This is a genomic window from Nonomuraea sp. NPDC003214 (genome assembly GCF_053590035.1).
The window spans coordinates 610,338-629,069 of record NZ_JBSFSX010000006.1 but is presented as its reverse complement, the minus strand read 5'-3'; the positions used below and the strand labels follow the sequence as shown (position 1 = coordinate 629,069).

Genomic DNA, 18,732 nt, shown 5'->3' with positions numbered 1-18,732 from the left:
GCCTCCCAGCTGCTGGAACGAGCGTGATCAGCTCATCCAATCGGCAGGACCGTCCTACACGCCAACCCGGTGATCGTTTCCGGTCACAGCACTAGGAGCTGTTTGTGGTTCGGATCTTGGCAGGTCTGACGGCGAGCTGGCTGTGACTGGTAGAACTCCGGTGTGGCGCGCTTCGATGTGACCGATGCTGAGTGGGCTTTGATCGAGCCGCATCTGCCGGTGGCGGCTACCGGGCCGCTGCCCCGGCGGGTGCGTGATCAGTTCAATGGAATCTTGTGGCGGTTTCGCACCGGGTCTGGCTGGCGTGACGTGCCGGAACGGTACGGGCCTTGGTCCACGCTCTACTCCCGGTTCAACGGCTGGGCCAAGGCTGGGGTGTTCCAGCATCTGATGGATGCGCTGATCGCCGAGGCCGCAGCGCGCGGGCAGGTGGGGCTGGAACTGGTCAGCGTGGATTCCACGATCGTGCGGGCGCATCAGGAGTCGGCCGGGCTGGCGGTGGCCGGGGAGACCCTGGATGCGCTGGAGCAGGCACTGACGGAGGAAAAGGGGGCGCCGCTTGCGGAGCAACCGCCGGTGCTGCGAGTGATACGCCGCAGGTCACGCCCGACGCACCCGGCACGGACTTCGCGAACGACACGGGCCATACGCTCGCATCGTTAGCGTCGCCGGTGCGTGATCGCGGCGCCACCCGGCGGCGCCGCAAGGCCAGGGCGAAGGCTGCCGGGCTCGGCCGATCCCGAGGCGGGCTGAGTAGCAAGATCCATGCCGCGGTCGACGCCGCCGGGCTGCCGCTGGCCTTCGTGCTCACGCCTGGGCAGGCCGCTGACTGCCCGCGGTTCATCACCGTCCTGGACAAGATCCGCATCTGCGGTCCGGCCGGCCGGCCTCGCACCCGCCCTGCCGCGGTGGCTGCGGACAAGGCGTACTCCTCCAAGGCCAACCGTTCCTACCTGCGCCGTCGCCGGATCACCGCGATCATCCCGGAGAAGAGTGATCAGCAGGCCAACCGGAAGAGGAAGGGTTCGGCCGGCGGACGGCCCGTCAGCTTCGATCCCGGCCGCTACAGGCAGCGCAACACTGTCGAACGCTGTTTTCAGAAGATCAAGACCTGGCGTGGTCTGGCTACCCGCTACGACAAAGCCCCAGAGAACTACGAGGCTGGGCTCCTTCTTCGAGGCTCGATCATGTGGTTGAAGATCCTCACCTAAACCACATGATCCGAACCCCAAACAGCTCCTAGAAGCCGCACAGCTCCTCCAGGGACTGCGCCTCCGCCTTCTGGTTGTTGCGCGTGGGCGTCTGCGACGGCTTGGCCGTGACCGACTGCGACGGGGTCGGGGTGACCGCCGGGGAGCCGGGGGAGGCGGCCACGTCCGCGGCCTGGGCGCGGCGGGCCGGCCGCGTCGACGCCTTGATCGCCCGGTCCGTCGCCTTGCGGATCTTCGCCCAGTCGGGGCTGCCCGGCCAGTACCCCGGCGGCACGAACTGCAGGCTGCTGATCCGCGCGTCCTTGACCTTGAGCCCCAGGTTCAGCAGCGGCGGCAGCAGCTCCTGCGGGATGTTCGTCTCCGCCATCCGCCGGGCCGCACCGGCGATCTTGGTGAAGTTGGCCAGGATCTTGTCCGGCGTCGCCTGCTGGGCGAACGCGCCGATGACGCAGCGCTGGCGGCCCATGCGGGAGAAGTCGTCGCTGCCCACCCGGGACCGGCCGTACCACAGCGCCTGCTCGCCCGTCAGCGTCCGGTAACCCGCCTTGATCGTGCCCGCGGTGCCGAACGTGCCGCCCCACGGCACGTCGTGCTCGACGCGGATCTTCAGGCCGCCGATGGCGTCCACCAGGTCGGCGAAGCCGTACATGTTCATCAGCGCGTAGTAGTCGATCTTCAGGCCGAGCGTGTAGCCGATGGCGTCCATCAGCGCGCGCGGACCCTTGTTCTTGCCCCCGGCCTGCTCCGGGTGGTCGTTGGCGTACTGCCAGACCTCGTTGAGCAGGCCGCCGCCGGGCAGCTCGGCCATGTAGCCGTTGGGGAACACCTTGCGCAGCGGCGACGTCGGGGGGAAGCGCACGTGCTGCAGGTTGCGCGGCAGGCTGAACAGCACCGTGTTGCCCGTCGGGATGTGCACGCTGGCGACGTTCATGCTGTCGGTGCGCATGCCGGTCCGGTTGCCGGCCGCGTCACCGCCGATGAGCAGGAAGTTGACCCGGTCCTTGCCGTTCCACGGGTCCTCCTCCTTGACCGGCTGCGCGTCCGGGTCGCTGGAGGCGGGGCGGAAGATGTGCGTGATCGTGTTCTTCGTCTCCTGGACCCCGGTGGCCCCGTACCCGAACGGCACCATGACCGCCACGCACAGCACGCCGACCAGGATGCCGGAGATGATCTGACCCTGCCGGTCCAGCCTGGCGGGGCGCAGGGCGGCGTACGAGAAGGCGACGAGCGTGAACCACGCGAGCGCGCACGCGCCGGAGACGATCGTCAGCGTGAGGAGCCAGCCGGGGGAGGCGAACATCGTGGCCGAGGTGGGGTCGTTCCACACCACCAGGCCGAAGGCCAGCAGGGCGAGCAGCAGCACCGCGTACGCGGAGACCAGGATCAGGCCGGTGCGGCGGCGCCCGGTGCGCAGGTGGGCGGCGCCGGGCAGGACGGCCGACAGCAACGTCCAGCCGAGCACGCCGCCCAGCGAGAGCGGCTTGGCGAACTGCGGCGCGTTGCCGCCGCCGCCCGTCCGCGAGCCTCCCCGTGAGCCGCTGCGTGAGCCACCGCGCAGGCCGCCGCCGATCCGCGGGAACGCGCCCGCCGCGCCCTGCCGCGCACCCGCGTCGGTCCGGCCCGCGGCCTCGTCCTGGCCGTGCCGGCCGGTCCCGTCCGGGCCACCCGGGCCGACCGGGTCCGCGTTCGGGTCGCCGGCGCCGCCTCTGCCGCGGCCTGCCTGGCCCCTGCCGCGTCCGGGACGGGTCCCGGCCCTTCCGGAGGCCGCTCCGCCTCTCCCGGAGGCAGATCCGGCCCTTCCGGAGGGCGTCCTGCCCCGCCTGGCGGACGTCTCACCCTGCTCGGGCGGCGCCTCGCTCCGGCTGGGGGTCGCGTCGTTCCGGCTGCGGGCCGCGTCGTCCTGGCCTTGGGGCGTGTCGCTCCGGCCGCGTGGGGTGTCGCCGCGTGGGGTGTCGTCCCGTCCCGCAGCTGGACCGCCCGGGGTGGGGTCGGGGCCGGGGGGCGGGTTGCCCGGCCCTGTGGGAGGGTTCCCGGGGCCGGAGGGGCCTTGGGGGGCTCGCCGGGCCGGGGGTGGCGTGTCGCCGCCGCGGGGGGCTCTGGCGCGGCCCGAGCGGCCCTCGGCGGGGGCGCTCGCGTCTCCGGCGGGGTTCAGGGGAGGGCGGGCCGGGTCTTGGGGGGCGTCGGGCGACTGGCCGGCGGCGGGACGGGTGCGGCGAGGGGTACGCCGTTTCCTGCCACCCCCGGGCGCGGCGCCTGACCCATCCCGATTGCTCACACCGGCTCCTTCACACGCCTACCAGGCAGAACCCGTGGGTTTGCCCCCCATTGGCACAAGATTGCCAGGATTCTAGCTGCCATATATGGACATCAAAGACATGTGCCCAAGCTGAGATGAACGCCATGTGACCTCATGACGTCGCCGAGGAAGGCATCACCCAGGTGTTGCACTGGTACGCCTGGCTCTTCTCCCAGCCCTGCCGGAACCACCGCTGGTTGTTGGCCCGGGAGCCGTGGTCACGCGGGTAGCCGGGATAGTCGCCCACCTGGCCGTAGAACCAGAACAGCTCCCCCCGGCGGGCCGTGTTGATCGGGTAGCTGGCCGCCACCGAACGCATCCACATCCCGCCGAAACACGTTGCCTGGAGCTCCAGGCGCCGGCTGAGTGCGAGCTTGCCGCTGTTGCTCGACGAGTCCAGCGTCTGCGCCCACCACGAGTCCATCAGGCCCGTGATGTTCTGCACGTGATGTCCGTACTCGTGGGCCATCATGCTGATGATCCCGCCGTGCCAGGAGATGATCTGGCCGTAGCCGCGCGCGTTGCCGTTCCCCTTGGCCATGGCCGAGGTCGAGGCGTAGATGGTGCTGTTGCGTGGGCAGTAGTACGGCACCATGCTCCCCGGCTGCGGATAGTCCCCGCACGCGCCCCTGCCGCGCCCCGACGCGATCGCGTAGTTCGGCGGCCGGAACGGGATGCCCTGCTTGCTGAGGATCTGGCCCCACGCCCGGTCCATGCACTTGCTGGTCCTGAGGATCAGCGACTTGAGCTGGCTGTGGCTGAAGATGCTCGCGTTGCCCGCCCGGCACGTCATCCTCGGCAGCGCGCCCGCCCGGTACATGGTGTTGTTCTTCAGGCTCCGGTTCAGCGTGACCTGGCGGGGCGGCTCGACCGTGGTGTCCGGCTCGTCGTCCCGCGTCGGCGTCTCCGTCGGCTGGCGGGTGGGCTCCTCGGTGGGCTCCTGGGTCGGTTGCTCGGTGGGCTCCCGGGACGGCTCCCGCGTCCGGTTCTCGCGGGGCTCGTACGGGGACGCCGTCGGGATCGCGACCGGCGTCGTCGACTCCGAACGCGAGCCCGACCCGCCGAACAGCGCCGCCCCGATGACGATCAGCAGGAACAGCCCCGCCACCGCGCCGAACACGCCCCCGACGACCCCGGCCACGCCGATGCCGGACTTGCGGCGCGGCGGCTGCCAGTTCCCGTACGGCCCGTGCCCCGGCGGTGGCGGCGGTGGCGGAGGCGGCTGCTGCCAGGGCGCCCCCTGCGGAGGCGGCGGCGGATACCCGTGCCCCGGCGGCGGCCCCTGCGGCATCCCGTGCGGCGGACCCTGCGGCGGGCCCTGGGGCATCCCGTGCGGCGGGCCCTGGGGAGGGGCCTGCTGCGGGTACGGGCTGCCGTGCTGCCCCGGGTACGGGCTTCCGGGCGGCGGCCCGGGATGCGGCGGCTGCCCCGGATGCGGCTGCGGCGGATACGGGGTGCCGGGCCCCGGCGCGCCCGGGTACGGGTGCGCGGGCGGCTGCCCCTGGGGCGGGTACGGCGGCTCCTGCGGGGGCCGCTGCGGCGGCTGCCCGTAGCCCGGCGGGGGCCACGGGCGCGAGGGTGGCCGCTGGGGCTGTCCTGGCCCCTGGGGCGGGGGAGGGTACTGCCCGTTGCCTGTCACCGTGTTGCCCCTTGAGTCGCTTGTCCGGAATGCGTGACTTGCTGGGTCACGTCCCGGGGCTTTGCCAAATTTGGGGCAGAAGCATACTGATTTATCACCCGTCACGGATGTAGCAGCACTCGGTTACAGTCCGAAATCATTCGAGGTGATCTCCGCTATGTCCCGCACCCCGCGGCGGCCGTTGTCCTAGCTTCTTTGCCATGAACCTCCAGCAGCTCCGCTATGTGGTCGCGACTGCGGAGCACCGCACCATGACCGATGCGGCCAAGTCGCTTTACATCGCACAACCTGCGCTTTCCCGTGCGATCCGGGATCTTGAGCGGGAGCTCGGCCTGACGCTCTTCGCCCGCTCCGGGCGCGGCGTGGTGGTCACGGCGCAGGGCCGCCGGGTGGTGAAACTGGCGCGGGAGGCGCTCGACGCCGTCCGCGAGATCGAGGGCCTCGCCGGCCACGGCGGCGGCGGAGAGGCGGAGCTGCGCATCGCCTCCACCCCGAGCCTGGAGCCGGGCCTCGCGGGGCGGCTGCTGCCCGCCTACGCCGCCGAGCATCCCGGCGTCCGCGTGCACATCGTCCGCTGCGACGGCCGCGACGCCGTGGTGAGCGCCATCAGGGACCAGCGGGCCGACCTCGGCCTGACGGACCTGCCGGTGCCCGGCGACCTCGTCACCCACCCCCTCGAACGCCAGGAGATCGTGCTGATCTCCCCGCCCGGCCTCGAACTGCCCAACCCCGTGCCCATGCGCCGGCTCGACGGCATGCGCCTGGCCCTGCCCGCTCGCGGCAGCGTCCGCCGCCGCGAGCTCGACGCCATGTTCGGCAAGTACGCGGTCAGCCCCCGCGTCGTCCTGGAGACCGACGAGCGCAACGGCTGGCTCAACGCCGTACGCGCCGGTCAGGCGTCCCTGCTGTGGTATCGCGGGATGGCCGAGCAGGCCAGCAGAGCCGGCCTCGTGGTCCGCTCCCTGGAGCCCGCCGTGCGCCGCGTCATCGCCGTCGTGCACGCCCGGCGCCGCCTGCCGCTGATCGCCCAGGACTTCCTGATGACGGCGGAGAAGGGCACCGCCGCCTGACGGCGCCCCGGCCCCGGGCTGTTGGCGTTCGGCAAGAAAAGTGCAAACCCCGGCTGAGAGCATCTCAGCGGAGGGATACATGCGCTTCAGGATTCTCGGCCCGCTCGTCATCGAACGCGATGGGGGCGAGCTGCACCTCGGGGGAGGCCTGCAACGCGTCGTCATGGCGCTGCTCCTGCTGGAGGCCAACCGGATCGTGCCGCTCGACCGGCTGATCGAGGCGGCCTGGGGGCACGCGCCGCCCGGCACCGCGCGCAACCAGATCCAGATCCGGGTGTTCCAGCTCCGCAGGGCTCTGGACGACACCGTCCAGCCCTTCCAGGTGCTGCTGACCCGGCCGCCCGGCTACCTGCTGAAGGTCGGGAAGGGCAGCCTCGACCTGGCCGACTTCGACGCGCTCGTGGCGCGGGCGCAGGAGGAGGACGCCGAGCGGGCCGCCGCGACGCTGCGCGAGGCGCTCGCCCTGTGGCGCGGGCCCGCGCTCGCCGACGTCGAGAGCGACCTGCTCCTGCCGATCGCGCACGACCTGGAGGAGCGGCGGCTGCTGGCCCGCGAGCGGCTGGCCGACCTCGACCTGGAGCTGGGCCGCCACCAGCAGCTCGTGGGGGAGCTGCGGCGGATGGTCCAGGACCACCCGCTGCGCGAGCGGCCGCACGGACAGCTCATGCTCGCCCTCTACCGGTCGGGACGCCAGGCCGAGGCGCTCGACGCCTTCCGCGACTACCGCGGCATGCTCCTCGACACGCTCGGCCTCGAACCCGGCGACGAGCTGCGCCGCCTGGAGCTGGCGATCCTCAACCAGGACGCCTCCCTCGCGCTCGGCTACGACACCGCGCCGGGCCGTCCCGCCGTCCGCCTCCCCGGCGCCCCCCACCCCGGCGACGCGCCCGTACCCCCGGACGACGGCGCGCCCGGGCAGCCCGAGGAGGAGTCCCGCGAGGAGCACGAGCCCGGCGACGAGGCGGCGGGCGGGCGCGGGCTGCCGCCGGTGCCGCGGCAGCTGCCGCCCGTGTTCTCGCCGCTGTCCGGCAGGGACGCCGAGCTGGAGCGCGTCGCCGCGATGCTGCGCCCCGGCGGGAGCGCGCTGCCGCTGGCCGCGATCGTCGGCCGGGCCGGTGTCGGCAAGAGCGAGCTGGCGCTGCACGCCGCGCACCGGGCCGCCGCCGACTTCCCCGACGGCCAGCTCTACATCGACCTGCGCGCCGGGGAGCTGCAGCCGGCCGACGTGCTGGGCCGGTTCCTGCGGGCGCTCGGGCTGACCTCGCTGCCCCGGGGGCTGGAGGAGCGCAGCGCGCTGTTCCGCTCGACGGTGGCGGGCAGCAGGCTGCTGGTCGTGCTCGACAACGCCGGCCCCAGCCCGGGGGTGTGGCCGCTGCTGCCGGGCGCGGCCCCGTGCGCCGCCCTGGTGACGACGCGGGAGCGGCCGGTCGGCCTGCCCGGCCGTCAGGTACTGCGGCTGGACGTGCTGGGCGAGCGGCACGCGGCCGACCTGATCGTCCAGGACATCGGCCCCGCCCGCGCCGCCCGCGAGCCGGACGCGGTCCGCACGCTGGCGCAGCAGTGCGGCGGCCTGCCGCTGGCGCTGCGCATCGCGGGCGCCCGGCTCGCCGCCCGCCCCCGCTGGCGGGTGGAGACGCTGGTCGCGCAGCTCGCCGACTCGCGCACCGCGCTCGACGCGCTCACGCACGGCGACGTGGAGGTCCGCGCCAGCCTCGACGTCAGCTACGCCGCCCTGTCGCCGCGCGCCCGCCTGCTGTTCCGCCGGATCGGCCTGCTGGGCTGCCCCCAGGTCGCGCCGTGGCTGGCCGCCGCGCTGTGCGACGCCGACCCGGCCGACGGGGTGCCGGGCCCGCTGGCGGAGCTGACCGACGCCTCGCTGCTGCGTCGGACCGCCGGGGGCCGCTACGGCATGCACGATCTCGTACGCGCCTTCGCCGAGGAACGCGCCCACGCGGAGGAGACCCGCGAGCAGCGGGCCATGACGGTCGAGCGGGCCTGCACCGCCCTGCTGGCCCTCGCCGAGCGGGTGCACGAACGCCACTACGGCGGCTTCTTCACGATGCTGCGCGGCAAGGGCACCGCCACCTCCGCCGTCACCGCCGGGCTGGCCGACGCGCTGATCGGCGAGCAGCCGCTGCCGTGGCTGGACGAGGAGCGCGCCGTCCTGCTGGCGGCGGTGCGCCAGGCGGGCGCCCACGGCCTGGACGAGCTGTGCTGGAACCTGGCCATGACCGCCGTCACCCTGTTCGAGGCGTACGGGCACTTCGACGACTGGCGGTCGGTCACCGAGCACGCCAGGCGGGCGTGCGTGGCGGCGGGCAACGCCAGGGGCGAGGCCGCCATGGTCTACTCGCTGAGCTCGCTGCTGCTGTTCGAGCAGCGCTACACCGAGGCCGGGCCGCTGCTGCGTGACGCCATCCGGCTGTTCGGCGACATCGGCGAGATCCAGGGCCGCGCGCTGGCGCTGCGCAACCTGGCGCTGGTCGAGCGGGTGGGCGGCCGGGCGGAGGTGGCGCTGGCCCGCTACGCCGAGGCGCTGCCGCTGCTGCGGGCCGTCGGCGACCGGGCCGCCGAGGCGCACGTGCTGGTGAACGTGGCCGCCGTGCACCTGGAGGGCGACCGGCCGGGCGAGGCGGAGCCGCTGCTGGAGCGGGCGCTGGCGACGTTCCGGGCGGAGGGCGTGCCGCGCGGCGAGGCGCAGACGCTGACCAGGATCGCCGAGCTGGCGCTGCGCCGGGGCGACGCGGCGGCGGCGAAGGAGTCGTTCGCCCGGGCGGCGGCGATCGTGGGCGCCGTGCACGACCGGATCGGCGAGGTGTACGTGCTGCACGGGCTGGGGGAGGCGCAGGCGGCGCTGGGCGAGTCCGAGCAGGCGGAGGCGACGCTGCGCCAGGCGCTGGCCCTGGCGGTCCGGCTGGGCGAGCGCCACATCCAGGGCCGGGCCGGTCTCTCGCTGGGGCTGCTGCTGGGCGGGCGGGGCGACCCGGAGGCGGCCGAGCACCTGCGTACGGCGCACGAGCTGTTCGCCGGCATGGGCGCCGAGCGCTGGCGGGCGAGAGCCGCCGAGGCCCTCGCCCGCTGACCACCCCCGGTCAGACGCCCGGCTTGGCCGGGTCGCCGGTCCACGTCATGTCGCACGAGCTGGGGATCTCGGGCTGGCACGGCCCGTCGGAGCGGACGGCCTGGGCCGGCGTGGCGAGGCCCGCGGCGACGGCGGCCGCCAGGGCGGCGACGATGACGATTCTGCGCATGTGAAGCACCTCCGTGATGAGTCGCGAGGACTCTAGGGAGCGCCGCTTTCGACGCGCTTTACGGGGTTTCAGCCGCGCGGCAGCCACACCACGGCCCGCAGCCCCGGCCCGGCGTCCTCCAGGTGCACGGTGCCGCCGTGCGCGCGCACGGTCTCGCGCACGATCGCCAGCCCGAGCCCCGCGCCGCCCTCGTCGCGGCTGCGCCCGGAGTCGAGCCGGGTGAACCGGTTGAACACCCGTTCCCGGTCCTCCTCCGGGATGCCGGGCCCGTCGTCGGTGACGGTGAGCGTGCCGTCGGACGTCAGCGCCACCTCGACCTTGGACGCGGTGTGCCGCACGGCGTTGTCGATGAGGTTCGTCAGCACCCGGCTCAGGTCGAGGGCGTCGCCCCGCACCACGACCGGGTCGCACGCGGTCAGCCGCACCTCGCCGTAGCGCTCGGCGCACTGCCGCACCACGTCGCCGAGGTCGACCGGCTCGCGGCGGCCGGGCACGCCGCCACGCTCGTCCAGCCGGGCCAGCGCCAGCAGGTCCTCGGCCAGCCGGTGCAGCCGCAGCGTGTCCTCCAGCACCCCCTCGGCCGTCTCCCGCCAGTCCTGGCCCTCGGGATGGCCGAGCGCCACCTCCAGCTGCAGCCGGATGCTGGCCAGCGGGCTGCGCAGCTCGTGCGCGGCGTCGGACACCAGCGCCCGCTGCCGCTGCTCGGCCTCCTCCAGCCGCCCCAGCATGTCGTTGAGCGTGGTGGCCAGCGAGTGCACCTCGTCGCGCGACTCGGGTACCGGCAGCCGCCGCGACCGGGCGGTGTGGGTGATGTCGGCGGCGCCGCGCCGCAGCGCGCTGATGGGCCGCAGCGTCCTGCCGATGATCATCCAGCTCGCCACGGCCAGCAGCACCACGAGCAGCGGCGTGCCGACGAGCAGCACCCGGCCGGCCGTGCCGATGCTGGTCTGGATCTCCGCGACCGGCCTGGCCGCGATCACGGTCTGGCCCCGGTCGGCGCGCAGCACCACCACGCGCAGCGGCCCCGGGATCGCGTACGGCCGGCCGTCGACGAACACCGCCTGCCCGCCCGCCAGCGCCTCCCGCCGGGCGGCGGCGCCCAGCAGCGGCACCAGCCGGTCGGCGCCGTAGGTGACGTGCGTGATGCGCCCGCCCGCGTCGAGCACCTGCACGATGGTGCCGTCGTGGGTGGTGATCGGGCTGGTCAGGGTGCCGGCGTCGGCGTGCACCCGGACGGTCTGCGCCTGCTGCCTGGTCGAGTCGTCCACCGTGGAGACGAGCGCCCGGTCGAGCACGCTGAGCAGCACCGACGCCGACACGGCCAGCGCCAGGGCGAGCACCGCGGCGGCCACGGCGGTGAGGCGGAAGCGCAGCCCCTGCCGCCGCCACCACGTCATCGGGCTCTCAGCCACCGTCGCCGGCCAGCCGGTAGCCCGCGCCGCGCACGGTCTGCAGCGCGTTCCTGCCGAACGGGACGTCGATCTTGCGCCGCAGGTAGCCGACGTACACCTCGACCACGTTCGGGTCGGTGTCGAAGGTGTCCCACACGTGCTCCAGGATCTCCGCCTTCGACACGACCTCGTCCCGCCTGCGCAGCAGGAACTCCAGCAGCGCGAACTCGCGCGGCGTCAGCTCCACCTGCGTCTCGCCGCGCAGGACCCGGCGGCGGGCCGGGTCGAGCGTCAGGTCGCCGGCCGACAGCACGGCGGGCCGCCGCCCGGCGTCGCGCCGCAGCAGCGCCCGCAGCCTGGCCACGAGCACCACGTACGAGAACGGCTTGGTCAGGTAGTCGTCGGCGCCCAGGTCGAGGCCGTCGGCCATGTCGTACTCGCCGTCCTTGGCCGACAGCATGAGGATCGGCACCCAGTTCTCCTCCGCGCGCAGCTGCTTGCACACGTTGTAGCCGGACAGCCTGGGCAGCATGATGTCGAGCACGACCACGTCGTAGTCGCCGTTCCTGGCCTGGTGCAGGCCCTGCTCGCCGTCGTGGGCGAGGTCCACGGCGAATCCCTCGGCCTGCAGCCCCCGCTGGAGGGCGGCGGCCATCCGCCTCTCGTCCTCGACGACCAGAACTCTCATGCGGCGATTCTCCCGTCCTCCCCCTGAGACCCGGCTGAGAAGGCTGAGAGGGATCTCAGCTCGTCTCAGGCTCGCCTAAGGATGCATCACACAGGCTGGCGGCATCGACATACCGTTAAGGAGTGAGATGCGAAGAGGCACGTTCGTGAGGTGGGGAGTGCCGATCGCGGCTGCTGCCGTGATCGGGGCCGCGATCGGCGCCGGTCCGGTCGTCGCCGCGGTGAGCGGCGACCCGGTGCTGCCCGAGCGCTCGGCCCAGCAGCTGCTGGCCGACGCCGCGGCGGCCGCCCAGAAGACCGAGGGCATGCTGCCGATGTCCGGCACCGTGCAGCAGACGGCCTCGCTCGGCCTGCCGGCGCTGCCGGCGACCAGCTCCGCCGGGCCGCTCAGCCTGCTGTCGGGCTCGCACGAGATCAAGGTCTGGTACGGGGCGGGCGACAAGCTGAGGGTCGCGATGCCGACCCAGATGAACGAGACCAACCTGATCGTCAACGGCGACCAGGCGTGGTACTTCGACAGCGCCACCAACACCGCCACCAAGATCATTTATGACGGGAAGCGGCCGCACGACGCGGCCGAGACCGCCCCGGCGGAGCTGACCCCGCAGGCGGCGGCGGAGAAGGTGCTGGCCCAGGCCGACGAGCACACCGCCGTCAGCGTGACCAACACGGCCGAGGTGGCCGGCCGCCCGGCCTACCAGCTCGTGCTCAAGCCGAAGGACGCCGGCTCCCTGGTGGAGGAGGTGCGCCTGGCCCTCGACGGGGAGAACTTCGTCCCGCTCCAGGTGCAGGTGTTCGCCAAGGGCTCGGCCGAACCGGCCTTCCAGGTCGGCTTCACCCAGGTGACGTTCACCCCGCCCGCGCCGGAGAACTTCGCCTTCACCCCGCCCGCCGGGGCCAAGGTCGAGGAGAAGAAGCTCACCGCGCCCCAGGAGGGCGAGGGCGGCGAGCGGGCCGAGGAGCACCGCGAGGAGGCCAGGAAGGCCGCCGAAGAGGTCAAGATCGTCGGCGACGGCTGGACCTCGGTGGCCGTGCTGCCCGCCTCCGTGGCCGACCTGAAGGCCCAGGACGGCCGCCAGGCCGGCGAGCAGGGCGAGCAGGGTGAGCAGGGTGACGACGGGTCGCCGTTCGGCGGCGACGGCGGCGCCGACCCGGCCGCGCTCCTCGAGACCGTCCTGAAGTCCGCCACCCCGGTGAGCGGCCCGTGGGGCTCCGGCAAGCTGATCACCACCAAGCTCGCCACGGTCCTGCTGACCGACGACGGCCGTCTGCTGGTCGGCGCGGTCACCCCGGAGGAGATCACCAAGGCGGCGGGCGTCAGGTGACGACCGCCACGCAGGAAGCGGGGGCGCCTCTCGGGGCGGCCCCGCCCTCCGACGCCGCCATCGTGACCAGCGGCCTGACCAAGCGCTTCCGCGGCGGCCAGGTCGCCGTCGACGCGCTGGACCTGGCCGTGCCGCGCGGGTCCGTCTACGGCTTCCTCGGGCCGAACGGCTCGGGCAAGACCACCACGATCCGCATGCTGCTGGGCCTGGTCGCGCCCACCGAGGGCGAGCACGCGCTGCTCGGGCTGCCGCTCGGTCAGGCGCTGCCCCGGGTCGGTGCGCTCGTCGAAGGACCGGCCTTCTACCCGTACCTGTCGGGTGAGGCCAACCTGCGCCGCTTCGACGCCGCCGACCCGACCGCGACGCCCGCCACCGCCAAGCAGCGGATCGGCGAGGCGCTGGAGCGGGTGGGGCTGAGCGCCGCGGCGGGCAAGCGGTTCCGCAACTACTCGCTGGGCATGCGCCAGCGTCTGGCCATCGCCGCCGCCCTGCTCGGCCCGCGCGAGCTGCTCATCCTGGACGAGCCGACCAACGGCCTCGACCCGCAGGGCACCCGCGAGGTGCGCGCGCTGGTCAAGGAGATCGCCTCCGGCGGCACCACCGTCTTCGTCTCCTCCCACCTGCTGGCCGAGGTGGAGCAGATGTGCACGCACGCGGCGATCATGCGGGCCGGGCGGCTCGTCGCGCAGGGCACGATCGCCTCGCTCAGCGGGGGGCGCGCCACCCGGATCCGGGTCGAGACGCCCGACCCCGCCGACGCCGCCCGGGTGCTGGGCGCGCTCGGCCTGGCCGACGTGCGCTCCGACGAGCACGTGAGCGCCGAGCTGGGCGGGCACGCGCCCGAGGAGGTCAACGCCGTGCTCGTCCGCGAGGGCGTGGCCGTGCGCGGGCTGGCCGTGGTGCGGCCGAGCCTGGAGGACGTGTTCGTGGGACTGACGGGAGAGGGTTTCGATGTCGACGGCTGAGACCACCACCGGTACGGAGGCGGCGACGCGGACCGAGCGGCCCCGCCGCACCCCCGGGCTGGTGCCGGTGGCCGAGACGATCGGCAGCGCCGAACGCCACGCCCCCGGGCCGCCTCCGCCGGGGCTGCCGTCGCCGCCGCGCCGGCCGGGCGCGTTCTGGCGGCTGCTCGGCTCGGAGCTGGGCCTGACGTTCCGGCGCCCGCGCAACCTCGCCATGCTCGCGGTGGTCGCCACGGTGCCCATCGTCGTCGGCGTCGTGCTGCGGATGGTGGGCGGCGGGGACGACGAGATGAGCGGGCTGATCGCCAGCGTGGCGGGCAACAGCCTCATGCTGACGTTCGTCTCGTTCTCGTTCCTGACGTTGCTGCTCATGCCGGTCGCCGTCGCCGTCGTCGGCGGCGACTCGATCGCCGGCGAGGCCGGCGCGGGCACGCTGCGCTACCTGCTGGCCGCGCCCGCCGGCCGGGGCCGGCTGCTGGCCGTCAAGTTCCTGAACGTCGTCGTGTACGCCTACGCGGTCACCGCCGTGGTGGCGCTGTCGGCGCTGCTCACCGGGCTGGTGCTGTTCCCCGTCGGGGACGTGACGCTGCTGTCGGGCACCACCGTCTCCGTGACCGACGGGCTGCTGCGGATCGCCGTCAGCGTCGGCTACATCGGCGCCGGCATGGCCGCGCTGGGCGCGGTCGCGCTCGCCCTGTCGACGTTCACCGAGGTGCCCATCGGCGCGATCGCCGGCGCGGTCGTGGCCGTCATCGTCTGCCAGGTGCTGCGCGCCATCCCGGAGCTCGCGCCGCTGGAGCCCTACCTGCTGCCGGCCCGCTTCACCGGCTTCGACGCCGTGCTGCGCGCCCCCGTCGACACCGGGGCGCTGCTCGACGGGCTGGCGGTGTTCGGCGCGTACATCGTGCTGTCGCTGTCGGTCGCGTGGGCGCGCTTCACCGGCAAGGACATCACCTCCTGACGGGCGCGCCCCATACGCGGACCGTGTACTGGCCGCGTACGGGACGCGCCCGCGGGTCAGGACGGGCGGCGGCGCAGCGCCAGGAAGGCGACCACGAGGCCGATGACGCCCACGGCCAGGCCCGCGCCGCCGAGCAGGCGGGCGGTGCCGTCGGAGGAGCCGGAGGCGGCGGCGACCGGCGTCACCGAGGGCGCGGGGGACCCGGCGGCGGGGGACGCCGGGGCGGTGGCCGCGCCGTGCGCGTCGCCGCCGGTCGCCGGGGTCAGCTTGAGCACCGGCGCGGGGTGCTCCGGCTCGGAGCCGTCGGCCGCGGGCGCGTCGGCCCAGTCGACGACCTCGCCGCCGGAGTAGGTCTGCTTCGTCGGGAACACGATCTGGCCGACGCCCTCCGGCAGGCGGCCCATCGACACCTCGAACTCCTGGAACTCGCCCTTGCCGATCTTCCCGCCGGACCAGACGACGGTGGTGACGGCCTCGGTGAGCTCGCCGAACTCGGTGGTGACGGGCTTGGGCAGCTTGCCCTCGGTGACCTTGACGCTCCAGCCGGGCACGGGCTTGACCGACACGAACGCCAGCGGGTGGTCGGTGGGGAAGGACACCTCGACCTTGACCGTCGAGGCGTCGTCGCGCTCGTTCGGCACACGGAAGGCGACCTTGGTGAACCCGCCCTGCTCGGCGGTGCCCGGGTTGATCGTGACGTGGGCGAGCGCGGGCAGGGCGAGCCCGGCGGTCAGGGCGGTGGCGGCCGCGAGCACGGTCGCGGCACGGCGGACGAAGGACATGGCGGATCTCCACTTGTCGTGATGGGGGTTACGGGGATGTCAGCTGGTCAGGCGGGCAGTGGAGGACCACGCCTGGCCACGGAGTGACGCAGCCCGGGATCGGGCGGCACGGGCCGCGCGCGCACGATCGGCGCGGCGGGGCGCAGGACGGGGGAGCGGACCGGGCGCAGCGGCGTCAGGCGGCGCAGCAGCCGGCGCAGCGTCGCCCACAGCGCGGCCTCGCCGCGGGCCAGCCACCAGCCGGTGAGCAGCGTGGCCGTCAGGTGCGCGACCAGCATGCCGAGCGCGTCGCCGAGCCCCTGCCCGTGCAGGTGGAGGGCGACGTAGGCGGTGCCGTCGCCGCCGCCGAACAGCTCGTGCAGCCCGGCCTGCGCGACGATCAGCGCGGTGTTGACGGTGGCGGCCGGGCGCTCCCGGCCGGACAGGGCCAGCGCCAGCGCGAACACCGAGGCCGCGCCGAGCCCGGCGGCCCACGCCGCGGGGCCGGTGCCGCCGCCCAGCGTGTGCGCGATCGCGGCCAGCGTCACGCAGACGGCCGTGAAGACGGCCGCCCTGACGAGCCGGAGGGGCGGGTGCGCGCGCATGGGTGTGCCACATGGTCTCACGGGGAGGGGGCGGCGACGAGTTCTTCTTCAAGCTCGGCAATGCCTGGTTGATTCGCGATGTTTGTCGCTAGGGTCGGGCTCACCACATTGACATAGGGGTGAGTACGTTGCGGCACTTAGGTGGTTTGCTCCTGGGGCTGGTGGTGACCGCGGCGGTCCTGGCCGGCGGCGGATGGGCCGTGCAGCAGGCGATGCTCGCCGCGCAGGCCGCCCCCACCGGCGGGCAGCAGTTGTGGATCGCGCTCGGCTCGATGGCCGCCGTCGGCCTCGTCGTCGGGCTCGTCGTCGCGGGGCGGGTCTCGCCGCTGGCCACCTTCACGCCGTCGCTGGTCCTGCTCGCCTGGACCGTCGTCTACGCCCTCGACATGAACCGCGCGCTCAGCCTCCTCCCGGACGAGCCGTCGGTGCACCAGCTCGTCCGGGAGGCCGCCGCCGGCGACCGGCTGCTGCTGACCTCCGGCGCCTTCGCCCTGCTCGGCGTGGCGCTGTTCATCCCCGTCCTGATGCCCTCGCGCTGGGCGCGCGACGACGACGAGGACGACGAGTACGAGAGCACGCAGGAGGGCGGCTACTACTGACCCCGCTGCGATCTACTTTGTAAAGGGCGCCGGCCCGGAAGCCCCCTGGTTACCGGTGAGTAGTGCGGGTATGTACAGGTCACGGAGGACTCGTCATGAGCCTGGACCGCGACGTCACGCCTGACTACCCGCTGAGCTGGCAGGCCCGCGCGCTCACCGGCCTGATGCGGGGCACCCTCAAGCCCGCCTCGCACCTGCTGCTGCGCCACCCGCTCGCGCTCGACTGCGCCTCGCGGCTCGGCGGCCTCGCGGGAGCCGTGCCGGTGCCGGAGCACGTCACCGTGACCCCGGCGGCCTTCGCCGCGTGCGGCGGCGAGTGGGTGCGCGCCGGGCGGGAGCTGGACGAGGGCAAGGTGCTGCTCTACCTGCACGGCGGCGGCTACTTCTGGTGCTCGCCGCGCACCCACCGGCCGATCACCTGGCGGCTGTCGGCGGCGGCCCGCCGCCCGGTGCTGGCCCTGGACTACCGGCAGGGGCCCGTGCACAAGCTCGCCGACTCGCTGAGCGACGCCCTGGAGGCGTACGGGTGCCTGCTCGAACGCGGGTACGACGCGGCCGACGTGATCGTGGCGGGCGACTCGGCGGGCGGCCATCTTACGCTGGCGACGCTGCTGGCGCTGCGTGACCGGGGGCTGCCGCTGCCGTCGGCGGGCATCTGCCTGTCGCCGTGGGCCGACCTGACCGACTTCCCGCGCCGGGCCAACCGCTGGCAGGACCCGATCCTGCCGGCCGGGCGGGTGCGCTGGCTGGCCCGCCGCTGGACCGACGGGCTCGACCCGCGCGACCCGCTGGTGTCGCCGGTGCTGGGCGACTTCACCGGGCTGCCGCCCCTGATGATCGTCACCGGGTCCACCGAGGTGCTCAGGGACGAGGCGCGCCGCGTCGCCCTGCGCGCCCGGCGGGCCGGGGTGCCGGTGACGTACGAGGAGTGGCCGCGGATGCCGCACGTGTTCCCGCTGCTCGCGGACGTGCTGCCGGAGGCGCGGCTGGCCTTCCGGCACATGGCGGGGTTCCTGGCCGCCGCGGGGGAGCGGCCGCCGATGGAGGACGCGGCCTGACGGTCTTCCCCCGGGCAGGGTGTAGGTTAGGTATGCCTAACTTCTGGAGGGGGTCGTTGGAATGACCGATCACCGCGGTGTCGTCCTGCGCACCGAACGCATCTCGCCACACATGATCCGTGTCGTCGTCGGCGGTGACGGCCTGCGTGACTTCGCCCTCTCCGGAGCCACCGACAGCTACGTCAAGGTCGTCTTCCCGCACGAGGGCGTGGACTACCCGCAGCCGTTCGACGTGCGGCAGGTGCGCGAGACCATGCCGAGGGAGTTCTGGCCCCGCCTGCGCACCTACACCGTGCGCGCCTGGGACCCCGACACCCGGGAGCTGACGCTCGACTTCGTCCACCACGGCGACGAGGGGCTGGCCGGGCCGTGGGCCGCGCGGGCCAGGCCCGGCGACGAGGTGCTCATGCTCGGCCCCGGCGGCAGCTACGCGCCGGCCCTGGAGGCCGACTGGCACCTGTTCGCCGGGGACGAGAGCGCGCTGCCCGCCATCGCCGCCTCCCTGGAGGCGCTGCCGGAGGACGCGCTCGCGTACGTGTTCGTCGAGGTCGAGTCGCCCGAGGACGAGCTCAAGCTGGGCACGCTCGCCGACGCCCGCGTCACCTGGCTCTACCGCGACGGCGGGCCCGTCGGCGAGGCGCTGGTCGAGGCGGTGCTCGCGTTCGGCTTCCCGCCCGGCGACGTGTGCGCGTTCGTCCACGGCGAGGCCGGATTCGTCAAGCGGCTGCGCCGCTACCTGCGGGTGGAGAAGGGCGTGCCGCTGGAGCGGCTGTCGATCTCCGGCTACTGGCGGGCAGGCGTGGACGACGAGGGGTGGCGTGCGGTCAAGAAGGACTGGAACCGCCAGGTCGAGACCGAGGAGGCCGCCGAACTCGGCTGAGCCCGCCCCCGGCCGCGACCCCGGTCAGAACTC

General features: G+C 73.9%; 16 protein-coding genes and 1 pseudogene. 10 read left to right on the top strand and 7 right to left on the bottom strand.

Features of this window, described 5'->3' with window-relative positions; translation table 11 throughout:
* The first annotated feature begins 162 nt into the window (after positions 1 to 162).
* Positions 163 to 663, top strand: a complete 501-nt coding sequence (locus tag ACWDXC_RS21990) for an IS5 family transposase (RefSeq protein ID WP_357582863.1) — start codon at positions 163 to 165, stop codon at positions 661 to 663.
* Between the two features lie 14 nt (positions 664 to 677).
* Positions 678 to 1,211 (top strand): annotated as a pseudogene (locus ACWDXC_RS21985) (IS5 family transposase); the annotation flags it as partial.
* A 28-nt stretch (positions 1,212 to 1,239) separates the two neighbouring features.
* On the opposite strand, the gene ACWDXC_RS21980 reads toward ACWDXC_RS21985, so the two are convergent.
* Together ACWDXC_RS21980 and ACWDXC_RS21975 are read right to left on the bottom strand one after the other, a co-directional pair.
* Positions 1,240 to 2,673 (bottom strand): LCP family protein, encoded by a 1,434-nt coding sequence (locus ACWDXC_RS21980; protein WP_449984772.1) that lies wholly within the window; start codon positions 2,671 to 2,673, stop codon positions 1,240 to 1,242.
* Positions 2,674 to 3,619: 946 nt separating this feature from the next.
* A complete protein-coding gene (locus tag ACWDXC_RS21975) occupies positions 3,620 to 5,146 on the bottom strand; it encodes a neutral zinc metallopeptidase (protein WP_449984770.1) in 1,527 nt (508 codons plus the stop codon).
* A gap of 200 nt (positions 5,147 to 5,346) precedes the next feature.
* Between ACWDXC_RS21975 and ACWDXC_RS21970 the strand changes: the two genes are divergently transcribed.
* Positions 5,347 to 6,216 (top strand): LysR family transcriptional regulator, encoded by an 870-nt coding sequence (locus ACWDXC_RS21970; RefSeq protein ID WP_219517291.1) that lies wholly within the window; start codon positions 5,347 to 5,349, stop codon positions 6,214 to 6,216.
* Between the two features lie 79 nt (positions 6,217 to 6,295).
* Positions 6,296 to 9,298, top strand: coding sequence for an AfsR/SARP family transcriptional regulator (locus ACWDXC_RS21965; RefSeq protein ID WP_449984767.1), 3,003 nt, complete (start codon positions 6,296 to 6,298; stop codon positions 9,296 to 9,298).
* A 10-nt stretch (positions 9,299 to 9,308) separates the two neighbouring features.
* Here ACWDXC_RS21965 and ACWDXC_RS21960 read toward each other — a convergent pair whose 3' ends face one another.
* From ACWDXC_RS21960 to ACWDXC_RS21950, 3 genes are all read right to left on the bottom strand, one after another.
* Positions 9,309 to 9,467, bottom strand: a complete 159-nt coding sequence (locus ACWDXC_RS21960; RefSeq protein ID WP_357592028.1) for a hypothetical protein — start codon at positions 9,465 to 9,467, stop codon at positions 9,309 to 9,311.
* Between the two features lie 68 nt (positions 9,468 to 9,535).
* Positions 9,536 to 10,879 (bottom strand): sensor histidine kinase, encoded by a 1,344-nt coding sequence (locus ACWDXC_RS21955; RefSeq protein WP_449984765.1) that lies wholly within the window; start codon positions 10,877 to 10,879, stop codon positions 9,536 to 9,538.
* Complete coding sequence (locus ACWDXC_RS21950) at positions 10,872 to 11,546, bottom strand: response regulator transcription factor (protein WP_449984763.1); 675 nt, start codon at positions 11,544 to 11,546, stop codon at positions 10,872 to 10,874. The genes ACWDXC_RS21955 and ACWDXC_RS21950 overlap by 8 nt, the downstream gene beginning before the upstream one ends.
* A 127-nt stretch (positions 11,547 to 11,673) precedes the next feature.
* Here ACWDXC_RS21950 and ACWDXC_RS21945 point away from each other — a divergent pair, with 127 nt between their 5' ends.
* From ACWDXC_RS21945 to ACWDXC_RS21935, 3 genes are read left to right on the top strand one after another with little or no spacing between them, the layout of a single operon-like run.
* On the top strand, positions 11,674 to 12,870 hold the full coding sequence (locus ACWDXC_RS21945) for a LolA family protein (protein WP_449984760.1): 1,197 nt from the start codon (positions 11,674 to 11,676) through the stop codon (positions 12,868 to 12,870).
* Positions 12,867 to 13,835, top strand: coding sequence for an ATP-binding cassette domain-containing protein (locus tag ACWDXC_RS21940; protein ID WP_449984758.1), 969 nt, complete (start codon positions 12,867 to 12,869; stop codon positions 13,833 to 13,835). Before ACWDXC_RS21945 ends, ACWDXC_RS21940 begins: the two co-directional genes overlap by 4 nt.
* Positions 13,822 to 14,796 carry an ABC transporter permease gene (locus tag ACWDXC_RS21935; RefSeq protein ID WP_449984756.1) on the top strand — a complete coding sequence of 325 codons (975 nt, stop codon included), beginning with the start codon at positions 13,822 to 13,824 and terminating at the stop codon, positions 14,794 to 14,796. Before ACWDXC_RS21940 ends, ACWDXC_RS21935 begins: the two co-directional genes overlap by 14 nt.
* 56 nt (positions 14,797 to 14,852) lie before the next feature.
* Here ACWDXC_RS21935 and ACWDXC_RS21930 read toward each other — a convergent pair whose 3' ends face one another.
* Both ACWDXC_RS21930 and ACWDXC_RS21925 read right to left on the bottom strand, forming a co-directional pair.
* On the bottom strand, positions 14,853 to 15,578 hold the full coding sequence (locus ACWDXC_RS21930) for a YcnI family copper-binding membrane protein (protein ID WP_449984753.1): 726 nt from the start codon (positions 15,576 to 15,578) through the stop codon (positions 14,853 to 14,855).
* A 47-nt stretch (positions 15,579 to 15,625) separates the two neighbouring features.
* Positions 15,626 to 16,162, bottom strand: a complete 537-nt coding sequence (locus tag ACWDXC_RS21925; protein ID WP_449984750.1) for an MFS transporter — start codon at positions 16,160 to 16,162, stop codon at positions 15,626 to 15,628.
* 146 nt (positions 16,163 to 16,308) lie between these two features.
* On the opposite strand from ACWDXC_RS21925, the gene ACWDXC_RS21920 reads away from it, so the two are divergent.
* The 3 genes from ACWDXC_RS21920 (at position 16,309) to ACWDXC_RS21910 (ending at position 18,699) form a co-directional block, all read left to right on the top strand.
* Positions 16,309 to 16,761 carry a hypothetical protein gene (locus ACWDXC_RS21920; protein ID WP_449984747.1) on the top strand — a complete coding sequence of 151 codons (453 nt, stop codon included), beginning with the start codon at positions 16,309 to 16,311 and terminating at the stop codon, positions 16,759 to 16,761.
* Between the two features lie 95 nt (positions 16,762 to 16,856).
* Positions 16,857 to 17,819 (top strand): alpha/beta hydrolase fold domain-containing protein, encoded by a 963-nt coding sequence (locus tag ACWDXC_RS21915; RefSeq protein WP_449984744.1) that lies wholly within the window; start codon positions 16,857 to 16,859, stop codon positions 17,817 to 17,819.
* A gap of 61 nt (positions 17,820 to 17,880) precedes the next feature.
* On the top strand, positions 17,881 to 18,699 hold the full coding sequence (locus ACWDXC_RS21910) for a siderophore-interacting protein (protein ID WP_449984741.1): 819 nt from the start codon (positions 17,881 to 17,883) through the stop codon (positions 18,697 to 18,699).
* The last annotated feature ends 33 nt before the right edge of the window (positions 18,700 to 18,732 follow it).